This is a genomic window from Aquisalimonas sp. (assembly GCF_007120195.1).
GTDB lineage: Bacteria > Pseudomonadota > Gammaproteobacteria > Nitrococcales > Aquisalimonadaceae > Aquisalimonas.
On sequence record NZ_SKOG01000152.1, the window covers coordinates 1 to 12,448 of the forward strand.

The following is a 12,448-nucleotide window of genomic DNA, read 5'->3' on the forward strand; positions in this document are numbered from 1 at the left end:
AGCGGTGTTGCGCCTCTTGCCAAGGGCGACGGCCATTGGCTGCGAGCCGCGCCTTGCTCCACGGCCGGACAGGCAGCTCAAAAGACAACGCATTTCGGTTACAGGACACTGGAAAACGCCGGGAGCGTCTGCCCATGCAGTACTGGCTGATGAAATCAGAGCCGGACACCTTTAGCATTGACGATCTAGCGAGCGCGCCCAATCAGACCGACCACTGGGATGGCGTGCGCAATTACCAGGCGCGCAACATCATGCGTGACGACATGCAGGTCGGCGATCAGGTCTTTTTCTATCATTCCAGTACCAAGGTACCCGGCATCGTCGGCATCGCGGAAGTCGTTCGGCGTGGCTATCCAGACCACACGGCCTTCGACACCAAAGACCCGCACTACGACCCGAAAAGTGATCCGGACAATCCCCGCTGGTACATGGTGGATATCCGCTTCGTGCGCAAGCTCGCGCGCACGATCAGCCTGGCGGAGCTCAAGGAATGCCCCGACCTCTCCGATATGCCGCTGGTGCGCAAAGGAAACCGACTGTCCGTGATGCCGGTAACCCCCGAGCAATGGCAGTTCATCCTTTCACTGGAGTCGACGTGAAGAATCGTGACCGACACCCCGGACGCAAGGAGGCAATCCATTGACACTCGAGACGATCCGCCGGCCGCGCGACGACGCAGCATGGCATGACTCGCGATAGGCGCAGGTACGTGCCTAGCGGCACAGCGCGGGCCATGCCCGATCAGCACACTATGCAGTAACGGCCGGATGGGCGCTGGATGACACCTCGCCATTGAGCCATCCATCACCGCCGCAAGGGATGTTGCGGAAAACCAACAATATGAATAGTTTGCAGAACATTCCGTTTGTTATTCCGGACTTGCCGTTATAGAGTAACAAGGCTTCTGTGATAGCGGCGTGTCGTCCGCAATCAGCAACGCCAAGGGGGAGACGTTGGGGCACGGACATCACCAATGGCAATGGCGAGACGGCTCGACGCCCCGGCGCGGATGGCGCTGGTGGCTGCGGCCGGTCCCCTTGGCAACCGCTTCGCTGGGCATATCCCTGATCGCCATCGCATTGATCGGCGCCGGCGGCGGGGCACCCAACGCCGCGCCACCATCGGCAGCAACCACCGCCATCGAGGTGGGGCTCCCCACCACGCGGGTCGGCGATGCGCTCACCCACCGTGCGGGCCACAATCGTGGTGAAGCCGGCGGCCACTCGGGCGCGGCGAGTGCCGATCAGTTCGCCGCAACGCCCGCGCCGCAGGCGTTGGCTGCCCAAGCCCACGGCCTCGCCGAGATGGGCTCGGTTGACGGCAGCCGCAGCAGCAACGGAATCGCCCACGCGCGTCACGCGGGTGTTGATCCCGATTCCGTGACGGTTGCCTCCTTAGAGGCGACGCCCGAGGCATCGCCCGCGGCCCCTCACTGGGAAACCATCGAGGTCAACTCCGGCGACTCGTTGGCGGCGATTTTCAACCGTGCTGGCCTCAGCGCCGGGGAGTTGCACCGGCTGATCAACACGGACAATCGCACCGCTGCCTTGCAACGCATTTATCCCGGCGACACAGTCCGTTTCCGCGTTGACGACGATGGACTGCAGGGGCTGCGTTATGAGATTGACAGAGAGCGCACCCTGGTGGTCACCCGGGGCGATGATGGTTTCAACGTGGCCGTGGAAAGCCGCGCCGTCGAGACGCGTGTCAAGCACGCCACCGGGACGGTAACTACCTCCTTGTTCCGCGCGGGCCAGGATGCCGGGCTCAGCCACGGCCAGATCATGCGGCTGATGCAGATCTTCGAGTGGCAGGTGGACTTTGCCCGCGAGGTGCGCTCGGGGGATGTCTTCTCCGTCGCCTACGAGGCCTATTACATCGATGATCAGCACGTGCGCGACGGTCCCATTCTCGCAGCCCGTTACATCAACCGTGGCAACCCGATCGACGCAGTACGCTACCAGGATCCGGACGGCAATACCGGCTACTACAACCTCGAAGGCGAGAACCTGCGCAAGGCGTTTATTCGCCGGCCCGTGGGCGATGCCCGCATCAGCTCCCATTTCAACCCCAACCGGAAACATCCCGTGCTGGGGATCCGCCGTCCGCACCTGGGAACGGATTTTGCCGCACCCTCCGGGACGCCGATCAAAGCCGCCGGGGCCGGGCGCGTGGTCCACGCATCCCGCAAGGGGGGCTACGGCCGTACGATTATCATCCAGCATGCCAACCGGTACCGTACCCTGTACGCCCACATGTCCCGCTACGCCAACGGCATCCGCGTTGGCACCCATGTCGAACGAGGCCAGACAATTGGTTACGTGGGGGCCTCCGGGCTCGTAACCGGAGCCCACCTCCATTACGAGTTTCTCAAGGACGGCCGTCACCGCAACCCGATGACCGTCGAGCTCCCCAGTGGCGATCCTGTGCCCAGTGAGCACATGGACGATTTTGTTGCCCGCGCCGGCCCCCTGGTCGCCCAGCTCAATGACATGAGCGAAGAGCAGCTGGCGCTCAGGGGCGACGAGTAACCTGCTGACAGGTCTTGCCGGGTAAGGCCCTGGAGTCCGACCCCATGACGCCCAGCGCATCGCTCTCCCCGGTTGCAGCCGTGACACTGCTCGGGCTGGTGATCCTGCTCTGGGGCGCTAACTGGCCAGTGATGAAGGTCGGGCTGGAGTTCATCTCGCCATTGCTGTTTACGGGCCTGCGCATGCTACTGGGCTGCCTGTGCATGATCATCGCAGCGGCCGTTATGGGGCAGCTGCGCCGGCCGTACCGCGACGAGTGGCCGCTCGTTTTCGGCGTTGGTCTGGTGCAGATGGCCCTATTCATGGCTCTGGTCACGATCGCTTTGCAATATGTCCCTGCCGGACGCTCGTCCATACTCGCCTATACCACCTCGATCTGGGTGTTACCACTAGCCGCGCTGACCCTGGACGAACACCTCACGCGGCAACGCCTCGTGGGGTTCGCGCTCGGGATTGGCGGTGTCACGGTCATGTTCAACCCCTTCGGCTTCGACTGGTCGCAGCCCAGCGTGGTAATCGGCAACGGCTTGCTGTTGCTCGCAGCCCTGTGTTGGGCACTGCTGATCGTCTATGTCCGCGCCCGACGCGGCCAGGGTCCGCCGCTGACCCTGGCGCCATGGCAGTTCGGTATTGCCGCGGTCGTTCTGCTTCCCATCGCTGTGGTTGTCGAGGACACCAGCGCCGTGCAGTGGAGCAACCCGACCCTGATCGCCATTCTCGTCTACAATGGCCCTTTAGCCACGGCGTTCAGCTTCTGGGCCATGATCACAATCACCCGTGCGCTGCCCGCGGTGACCACTTCGATTGGCAGCCTGGGCGTGCCTGCCTTCGGACTGACCGCCTCGGCGGTCGCCCTGGGGGAGCAGCTCAGCGCCACCAATGTCCTCGGGTTGCTGCTGATTGCGGCGGGGGTGGCCACGGTGACACTGGCGAACCGCCACCGCGAACCCGCAGCCAATCCAGTGGTCTCAAAAGACAGTCGGGAACCCTGAACGGCGCGTCTTCAGGTGGACTAAGGAAAAGGCCGAATCCCGCAACAGGGAGAGGAGCCATGCGCGTAAACGCCTTGCTGTCGCTTTTCGGGGTGTCGCTGTTTCTTATCGGCTGCGCGGGCACCCCGGGCGGTACCGCTGACCCGGGACCTGGCGCTCCGGGGCTTGCCGATGTGCGCGCGGCGCCGGAGCGCCATCAAGGCGAAACCGTGCGCTGGGGCGGCACCATTGCCGGCATCGAGAATAAGGCGGACGTCACCCTGGTCGAAGTCGTCGCGCGAGATCTGGATCGCGGTGGGCGCCCCCGGGATCGCGACGGCAGCTCGGGGCGGTTTCTCGCGGTGATCGACGGCTTTCTGGACCCGGCCATTCACGAGGCAGGGCGCAGCGTCACCGTCACCGGGACCTTGGACGGCGAGGAGATTCGTCCCGTTGGCGACCACGAGTACCCCTATGTGCGGGTGCGGGTGACCGATCACCACCTCTGGCCGGAACGGATGCGTGACCCGTATGCCGACGATCGCCGCCACCGGCCGCCCTATCTCGGGCCGCGCTACCAGCCGTGGCATGATCCCTGGTACGACCCCTGGTATGACCCCTGGTATCCCCACCGACGCGGCTACTGGTAACCAACGAGTGTGGAGATCATTGCTATGCGACGCTCGTCCCTGAAAATCGCTGTGCTCCTCTCGGCGCTGCTTGCGCTGACAGGCTGCGCAACCGGCCCTGAGTTCGACACCGAAGGTGTCAACCGCGACCTCCAGCCCCAGCAGGCTGCGAGCGAGCACATCGAACATGAGCGGGTCCTCTGGGGAGGCACCATCCTTGCGACAGAACCGCAGGAAGACACCACCCAGCTGGAGGTGCTTGCCTACCCGCTGGACCGCGGCCAGCAACCACGCACGGATCGCTCCAGCCAGGGGCGGTTTCTCGTGGTCGCCGATGGCTACCTGGAGCCAGCGGACTACAGCGAGGGGCGCCTGATTACGGTCCAGGGTCGGCTCCTCGAGAGCCGCACGGCTACCATTGGCGAGGCGGATTACCGCTATGCGGTGGTCCGCGCCGAGGACCTCCACCTGTGGCCAGGCCAAACCACAACCCAACGGCGTGAGCCGAGCGTCAACTTTGGCATTGGCATCGGAATTATGCGCTGATGCTACCATCAGGCCTCCACCGGCAACGCGCGGACCACCGCAGGACCCATGCCCAACTCACTGACTCGACGCTTGGCCGACGATCTCGGGGTGCCAACCACGCAAGTGGAAGCCGCCGTCAAATTGCTGGACGAGGGCGCGACTGTCCCGTTCATCGCCCGCTACCGCAAGGAAGCCACCGGCGGCTTGGATGACACCCAGCTGCGGCGACTGGAGGAACGCCTCGGCTACCTGCGCGCGCTCGATGAGCGGCGCGCGATCATCATCAGCACCATCCGTGACCAGGGACAGCTGACCGACAGCCTGCACCAGGCTCTGCTGGCGGCGGATACCAAGACACGCCTGGAAGACCTGTACCTGCCCTACCGCAAGAAGCGCCGCACCAAGGGGCAGATCGCCCGTGAAGCCGGACTGGAACCACTGGCGCGCGCGCTGGTCGGCGACCCATCGCAGGATCCTCGCACCAGGGCCAAAGCCTACATCGCCGCGGACCACGGGGTTGCCGACGTGGACGCCGCCCTCGAAGGCGCGCGGTCCATTCTGGCCGAAGAGGCCGCAGAGGATCCGGATCTCGTCGGCCGCCTGCGGGAGTACGCCTGGAGCCACGCCGTGCTGGTCGCCGAGGTGGCGCCGGGCGAGGAAGAGGCTGGCAACAAGTTCGCCGACTACTTCGACTACCGCGAACCCCTCGCGGCCGTACCCTCCCATCGCGCCCTGGCCCTGTTACGCGGGCGCAAGGAGCGCGTGCTGCGCCTGGCCCTGGAAATCGACGGCGACCAGCCGGGGCCCTGCCACCAGCAGGTGGCGGGTTACTGGGGCATCCGCCACCAGGGCCGTGCGGGCGATGACTGGTTGGCCGCCCTGGTGCGCCACACCTGGCGGGTCAAGCTCTACACCCGACTGGAGACTGACCTGCTGGGCAGCCTGCGCGAACGTGCCGAGACGGAGGCGATTCAGGTCTTCGGGCGTAACATGCACGACCTGCTGCTGGCTCCACCGGCGGGCAGCCGTTGTGTCATGGGTATTGATCCGGGCATCCGCACCGGCTGCAAGGTGGCTATCGTCTCGGCCACCGGTAAGCTGCTTGAGACCGCCACCGTCTACCCGCTGCCACCGCACAACGCCTGGGACGCGAGCATCCACGCCCTTGCCCAGCTCATGCAGCGCCACGGTGTGACGATGGTGGCCGTGGGCAACGGCACCGGCTCGCGCGAAACCGAACGCCTAGCAAGGGCGATCGGTAAGCGCCACCCGGAGCTGCGTGCACAGATCGTGATGGTCTCGGAGGCCGGGGCCTCGGTGTACTCTGCCTCGGAAACGGCGGCGAAGGAGTTCCCGCAGCTGGACGTGAGCCTGCGCGGCGCCGTATCCATCGCCCGGCGACTGCAGGACCCGCTGGCCGAATTGGTCAAGATCGACCCCAAGTCCATTGGCGTGGGCCAGTACCAGCACGACGTCAGCCAGACCCAACTCGCCCGGGCCCTGGACGCCGTGGTGGAGGACTGCGTCAACGCCGTGGGGGTGGACGCAAACACGGCCTCAGTGCCGCTGTTGGCCCGCGTCTCAGGGCTCAGCACCGCCCTGGCCGAGCGTCTGGTCGCCGAGCGCGATACCAATGGACCGTTTCCGGATCGTAAGGCGTTGCGCCGCGTGCCCCGTTTCGGCGACAAGACCTTCCAGCAGGCCGCCGGCTTCCTGCGCATCAACGACGGGCCCGAGCCCCTGGACCGCTCCGCCGTGCACCCGGAGGCCTATCCGCTTGTCGAGCGGATCCTCAAGCGCAACGGCCGCAGCCTGGACACGGTCATCGGCGACAGTGCCTTCCTGGGTACGCTCAAGGCTGCGGACTACGCCGACGAGCACTTCGGCGAACCCACCGTGGGCGACATCCTCGCGGAACTGGACAAGCCCGGCCGCGACCCGCGGCCGCAGTTCCGGACCGCCCAGTTACGCGATGACGTGGAAACCCTGGCCGACCTGGAACCGGGCATGAAGCTTGAGGGCACGGTCAGCAATGTGACCAACTTCGGCGCCTTCGTGGACCTTGGCGTCCACCAGGACGGCCTGGTGCACATCTCGGCGATGAGCAGGCAGTTCATCCGCGACCCGCGCGAGGTGGTACGCCCCGGCGAGGTGGTGAGTGTGAAGGTGTTGAGCGTGGAGCCCCAGCGCAAGCGCATCGCACTGACCATGCGCCTGGATGATCCACTGCCGGATGTGCAGGGAGACGCACCCTCTCGGCCGGCGTCGAAGGGAAAGGGAAAGCCGCAGAACGCGAAAATGACCAAGCCGGCCCCGGCGGCGGGCGGCATGGCGGATGCGTTCCGCAAGGCCAGGAAGAAGTAGCAAAACGGAGGGCACACAACGCGCCCCAACCCGCCGCCTCAGCTCAAAAACAACGCGTACGCCGGGTTGTCCGTTTCCTCCACATACCGATACCCGATTCCTTGCAGGAACCCGGCGAATCGCTCGGCGTGTTCGGGCGGCACCTGGATGCCAACAAATACCCGGCCGTAGGCCGCACCGTGGTTACGGTAGTGGAACATGCTGATGTTGAACTTCCGCCCCAACTGGTTGAGGAACTGCATCAACGCCCCCGGGCGTTCCGGAAACTCGAAGCGGAACACCCGTTCGTGCTCCACCAGATGGCCGTGACCACCCACCATGTGCCGCAGGTGCACCTTGGCCATCTCGTTGTCTGTGAGGTCCAGGACCGGGTAATCGCTGCCCCGGAGGTGGTTCACGAGTTCGTCTTTCTCATGGATGCCGTCGTGAATCGACAGCCCCACGAAGACGTGGGCCTTCTCCGGATCGGAGAAGCGGTAGTTGAACTCCGTCACCCCGCGCTTTCCGATGGCCTGGCAGAACTGCCGAAAACTCCCCGGCCGCTCCGGGATCGTCACCGCCAGCACCGCTTCCCGGTGCTCACCCACCTCGGCACGCTCCGCCACGTGGCCCAGACGGCTGAAATTCATGTTGGCGCCGCTGTTGATGGCAATCAGGCTCTCGCCCACAACGCCTGTTTGCTCTACGTACTTCTTCAGCCCCGCCACGGCCAACGCGCCGGCGGGTTCATTAATGGAGCGCGTGTCGTCGAAGATGTCGCGAATGCCGGCGCAGATTTCATCGGTATTGACCAGCACGACGCCATCAATGTGCTTGTGCAGCACGCGGAAGGTCTCCTTGCCGATCTGGCGCACCGCCACGCCATCTGCGAACAGGCCCACCTGCTCCAGCTGCACCCGCTTGCCGGCCTTCATGGCCGCGTGGAGGGTGGGAGCATCCTCGGGCTCCACGCCGATGACGCGCACGTCCGGGCGCAGCTGTTTTACGTACACGGCGACACCCGCCGCCAGTCCGCCGCCACCCACGGGCACGAAGATGGCGTGCAGCTTCTGCGGGTGCTGGTGCAGGATCTCCATGCCCACCGTGCCCTGGCCGGCGATAATATCCGGCGCATCGTAGGGCGGAATCCAGATCATGCCCCGTTCTTCCATCAGCTTGGTTGCATGCGCCGCCGCCTCGTCGTAGCTGTCGCCGTGCAACACGACTTTGCCACCAAGGCGCCGCGCGCCGTCCACCTTGATGCTGGGCGTCGTGCGCGGCATGACGATCACCCCTTTGATCCCCAGGCGATTCGAGGCCAGCGCCACCCCCTGGGCGTGATTTCCGGCGGAGGCGCAGATCACGCCCTTCGCCTTCGCCTCGTCCGAGAGCCGGGAGATCATGTTGTACGCCCCGCGCAGCTTGAACGAGAACACCGGCTGCAGGTCCTCGCGCTTCATGAGCACCGTGTTACGAAGCCGGGCCGAGAGCGCCGGCGCCGCATCCAGCGGCGAGTTGATCGCCACGTCGTACACGCAGGCGGTGAGAATACGTTCCAGATAAGCCTGGGTCATGAAGATTCCGTTGCCGTTGGAAAAGGGTCGAATCGTCGCGATCGCTCCAGAGCCCGCGCCGCCACAAGCCGCCCAGTCTAAACGCGCCTCCGGGCACGGCAAAGGACCACTTCAACCCCCGCTCACGACGCCGTATGATGAGGCGTTAATCCATGCAGCGACGGGAGTAGCACCATGTCCGCAGAGCCCGGTAAGCGCGCGGCGGCCGAAGCCGCGCTTCAGTACCTCGACGCAGGCAGCGTTATCGGTGTCGGCACGGGCTCGACGGTGAACGTGTTCATAGAGCTGCTTGCCTGGGACAAGGGCCGTGTGCGGGCCGCCGTCTCCAGCTCCGAGGCGTCCACCCGGCGACTGAAGGACGCCGGTATCGAGACCGTGGACCTCAACACCGCCGGCCCGCTGGATCTGTACGTGGACGGGGCCGACGAAGCCACGCGCCACCGGACACTCATCAAGGGCGGCGGCGGCGCGCTGACGCGCGAGATAGTCATCGCCGGCGCCAGCCGCACCTTCGTGTGCATCGCCGAAGCCAGCAAGCTGGTGGGCCGCCTCGGCGCCTTTCCGCTACCCGTGGAAGTGATCCCCATGGCGCGCAGCTTTGTCGCCCGGGAGATCGTCAAACGCATCGGCGGCCGGCCCACGCTGCGCGAGCACGTCACCACGGACAACGGCAATGTGATCCTGGACATCCACCACCTGGGGATTGACGAGCCGGTAAAGATGGAGCGCACCCTGAACGACATACCGGGTATCGTCACCAACGGGCTTTTCGCCATCCGCCCCGCGGATGTGCTGCTGCTAGGCAGTGCCGAGGGGGTGCAGACGCTAAAGCGCGGGTAGGGCGATGCGCTTTAGGTGCCTACCCACTGGCGCGAGCACCACGACCATGCAACGCACCCTCATCACAATCGGCCTCATCGTCCTTGCCGTGGGCCTCCTGTGGCCGTGGATCAGCAAACTCGGCCTGGGCCGACTGCCCGGGGATATCATCATCGAGCGTGACGGGTTTACCGTGTACGTTCCGATCACCACCTGCATCCTCATCAGCGTGGTGATCACGGTCATTTTCTGGCTGCTGCGAAGGTAGGGCCCAACGCCCTGGAATAATCCCGACTCACGCCGCTCTGCGTTGCCGCACCGAACACCACGCCAGAGTCACATCTTGCCACCGTTTAACACACGCCGCATGTTGCAATACAACATGGTCTTTGTTGCTCAGCTACAACACAAACTTAAAGTAGTTTCTCAGGTATGTTGATTACACGAGACGATTGTAGTACACAGTGGGTGTGGATTATGAAAACACCACCGGGTGGTGCGCGTTGCAATTTCACAACATGTCCGGGGTGCTTTCGGGTGGTCACACCCACCGGGCCTCGTGGGGGGTCCGGAAGCGGCAGGAAAGCCGGCGACGAACCCACGCCACTACCACACAAGAATCCTTAGGGGAATGCATCCATGAAAAAGACAACCTCAGCTTTGGCCCTGGCCGCCTTGGTCGGCAGCCCGGCGGCCGCAATGGCAACCGTTGAGTTCGGTGGCGATTTCGATGCGCGTTATGTCGTCGCCCAAGATGGGGATAGAACAGCGGATGGGGATGACGACAAGCGCAAGGGCTTCCAACAACGCATCCGCTTGCAGGCCGATTTCGAGGCCGATGGCGGCGTCTCCCTCCACACCCGGTTGAACCTGTTCAACGACCGCTGGACCGGTGACGCCTCCGGTAACACGAGCGAGCTGGACGAGCAGCCGTTCACCACAGTCGCACGCGACCACCGCAACGTGGCGCTGGACTATGGCTACGTCACCATGCCGCTGGCCGGCGGCACCCTGAGTATCGGCCGCATGATCTCCAACTGGCAGTTCAACCTGACCACAAGCGACGATCGCCGCGACCGCATCGCCTACGTGGCACCGCTGGGCGGCGGCCATACCGGTATCCTGCAGTACGACCGCCGGCAGGCGGCACCGGAGTCCGAGGGCAGCAGCGCCCTGGACGGCAACCAGGTCAATCTCGCCTTTCTAGGGCCGTTGGCGGCCGGCGCGAGCTACGGCTTCCTGGTCGCCCAGTGGGACGCCGGCAGCAGTGGCGCCGGTGCAGAGGGTCACGCCCTTCGCGGCGCCACCCTGGTCGCCCCCTATATCGAGGGTGAGGCCGGCGACTTCGATTACCGCGTCGGCGGCCACTATATCGGCGGCAGCCGCGGTGGGGCGTTCACTGAGGACACCTTTGTTGCCTATGTGGCCGGCGGCTTCCAGATGACGCCGGAGTTCAAGCTGGACGGCCAGGTCCTTCACGCCGAGGACGGCACGCTCATTGCCGGCGGCTACGACACGTTTTCCAGCATGATCCACAACAGCCTCGACCATGACCAGTCCGGGATCCGTGTCGACGACCTGAACCTGGGAGGCAGCGGCACCGAGGCGCAGAGTGGCTGGAGCCGAACCCTAGTCGCCGCCCGCGGCACTTTCGAGATGATGGACTGGACGTTCATCGGCGCCCTCGGCTGGGTCGATTACGACAACGACGACGCCAGCGAGGACATCTTCTTCGCCGACGCCCAGGCGCACTACCAGCTCACCCCCTCGACCCGGGTTTTCGGCACCGCCGGTTACGCCGAGGCCGACGACGGTGAGGTCTTCGACCGGGATAACTACTGGGCCACCAGCCTCAACGTCAACGTCTTGTTCTGATCACCTGACCCGCGGTGGGTTGGCAAGGGCGCCTGCGGGCGCCCTTTACTATTGAGCGGCCTTGCCGCCTCGCCTGGCGTTGCACTCAACTGTGTTTCTTAAGGCCGCATGAGCGCGCGCCATTGCCTCCGCCGGCACGGTTTCCTATGCTGCTCTTCCTGATGATTGACCTTGCCTGGAGCTTCCCATGACGCAACACCCCGCCGTTATCTACGGCTCACTGACGCTCGCCGCCGCGCTGCTCGCGGGCTGTGCGTCCAATGGCCTCGACGACGAGACCCAGGAACGCTACCGCAAAGCCTTCGGCCAGGAGCACGAAGACTGGTCCGACCGGCCAAGCCTGTTCAGGGAACTCTTCGGCAAGGAGGATGGCGCTGTCTCAGCGGACGAGGCGCGCATCGCGGAGCTCGAAGCAGCCGTCCGTGAGCTCGAAGGCGAGCGCAGCGCGCGCACTGGTGAGCGGGAGCGTGCCGAGACCGATTCCCCGCGACCGCGTGTCGGCCTGCTGCTGGAGGGCAACAGCGACGCCTTGGCCAGAGCATTTCGGGAGGTCTCGCCAGACCACCCGGTGGTGCTGCTCGATGACGCCGCGACGCGCACCGCTCTGGAGGAGGCCGACTGTGACGCGCAGGACCTCTCGGCGTGCGCCGAATCCCTTGCCCTCTACCCGGGGCTGCGCACGGTTCTCTCCGTGGAGTCGCGCGGCCAGGAGCTGAGCTGGTCCAGCTACGACGTTGCCCTGGATTACGCGCACACCGAGCGGACCAGCGAACTCCCAACCGTGGATGACAACGTCCCTGACGGCGCCTACCGCGCCTTTGCCGACCAGGCCTTGATCGCCACCCTAGACCGTCTGGACGCAGCACCTTGGCACGCCCGGGCCTTCGCGGAAGAGGGCGACGGCTGGGCGATTAACGCCGGGCGCGATGCCGGCCTGGAAGAAGGCCAGGAACTGCGCGTGCGCGGCGCCCCCAACACCATCCGCAACCCCAGCGACCGCCCCGTAGCCTGGCGCCCCGGCAGGCTCAAGGGCACGGTCAAGGTGATTGAGTTTGCCGGCGATAATGTCGCCCTCGTGCGTCTCGTCGATGGCGAGGGACCGGGCGAGGGTGATGTGCTGATGGTGAAGGATGAGGACGCGACGTAAGTCACGCTAACCACCTCGCAGATCAATACTG

Annotated in this window: 11 protein-coding genes; 10 read left to right on the plus strand and 1 reads right to left on the minus strand. The window is 65.1% G+C overall.

Annotated elements, in window-relative coordinates; all coding sequences use genetic code 11:
- The first annotated feature begins 134 nt into the window (after positions 1–134).
- From QZT63_RS11340 to QZT63_RS11365, 6 genes are all read left to right on the plus strand, one after another.
- Positions 135–599, plus strand: coding sequence for an EVE domain-containing protein (locus QZT63_RS11340; protein ID WP_290651273.1), 465 nt, complete (start codon positions 135–137; stop codon positions 597–599).
- 318 nt (positions 600–917) lie between these two features.
- Entirely contained in the window at positions 918–2,531 is a 1,614-nt protein-coding gene (locus QZT63_RS11345) for a peptidoglycan DD-metalloendopeptidase family protein (RefSeq protein WP_290651274.1), read from the plus strand.
- Positions 2,532–2,575: 44 nt separating this feature from the next.
- A complete protein-coding gene (locus tag QZT63_RS11350) occupies positions 2,576–3,523 on the plus strand; it encodes a DMT family transporter (protein ID WP_290651276.1) in 948 nt (315 codons plus the stop codon).
- Positions 3,524–3,582: 59 nt separating this feature from the next.
- Positions 3,583–4,152 carry a Slp family lipoprotein gene (locus QZT63_RS11355; RefSeq protein WP_290651278.1) on the plus strand — a complete coding sequence of 190 codons (570 nt, stop codon included), beginning with the start codon at positions 3,583–3,585 and terminating at the stop codon, positions 4,150–4,152.
- 24 nt (positions 4,153–4,176) lie between these two features.
- The gene (locus QZT63_RS11360; protein ID WP_290651280.1) at positions 4,177–4,677 is read left to right on the plus strand and encodes a Slp family lipoprotein; all 501 of its coding nucleotides are present in this window, start codon (positions 4,177–4,179) and stop codon (positions 4,675–4,677) included.
- A gap of 48 nt (positions 4,678–4,725) precedes the next feature.
- Positions 4,726–7,023, plus strand: coding sequence for a Tex family protein (locus QZT63_RS11365; protein ID WP_290651281.1), 2,298 nt, complete (start codon positions 4,726–4,728; stop codon positions 7,021–7,023).
- A 38-nt stretch (positions 7,024–7,061) separates the two neighbouring features.
- Here the strand turns inward: QZT63_RS11365 and ilvA are convergent, their stop codons facing one another.
- Positions 7,062–8,576 (minus strand): threonine ammonia-lyase, biosynthetic, encoded by a 1,515-nt coding sequence (gene ilvA / locus QZT63_RS11370; protein WP_290651283.1) that lies wholly within the window; start codon positions 8,574–8,576, stop codon positions 7,062–7,064.
- Between the two features lie 174 nt (positions 8,577–8,750).
- On the opposite strand from ilvA, the gene rpiA reads away from it, so the two are divergent.
- The 4 genes from rpiA to QZT63_RS11390 all read left to right on the plus strand — a co-directional run bounded on the left by rpiA (position 8,751) and on the right by QZT63_RS11390 (position 12,417).
- A complete protein-coding gene (rpiA, locus tag QZT63_RS11375; protein ID WP_290651285.1) occupies positions 8,751–9,416 on the plus strand; it encodes a ribose-5-phosphate isomerase RpiA in 666 nt (221 codons plus the stop codon).
- 46 nt (positions 9,417–9,462) lie between these two features.
- A complete protein-coding gene (locus tag QZT63_RS11380; RefSeq protein WP_290651287.1) occupies positions 9,463–9,663 on the plus strand; it encodes a DUF2905 domain-containing protein in 201 nt (66 codons plus the stop codon).
- A 371-nt stretch (positions 9,664–10,034) separates the two neighbouring features.
- Positions 10,035–11,270, plus strand: a complete 1,236-nt coding sequence (locus QZT63_RS11385; protein WP_290651289.1) for a porin — start codon at positions 10,035–10,037, stop codon at positions 11,268–11,270.
- Between the two features lie 187 nt (positions 11,271–11,457).
- The gene (locus tag QZT63_RS11390) at positions 11,458–12,417 is read left to right on the plus strand and encodes a hypothetical protein (RefSeq protein WP_290651291.1); all 960 of its coding nucleotides are present in this window, start codon (positions 11,458–11,460) and stop codon (positions 12,415–12,417) included.
- Positions 12,418–12,448: the final 31 nt, after the last annotated feature.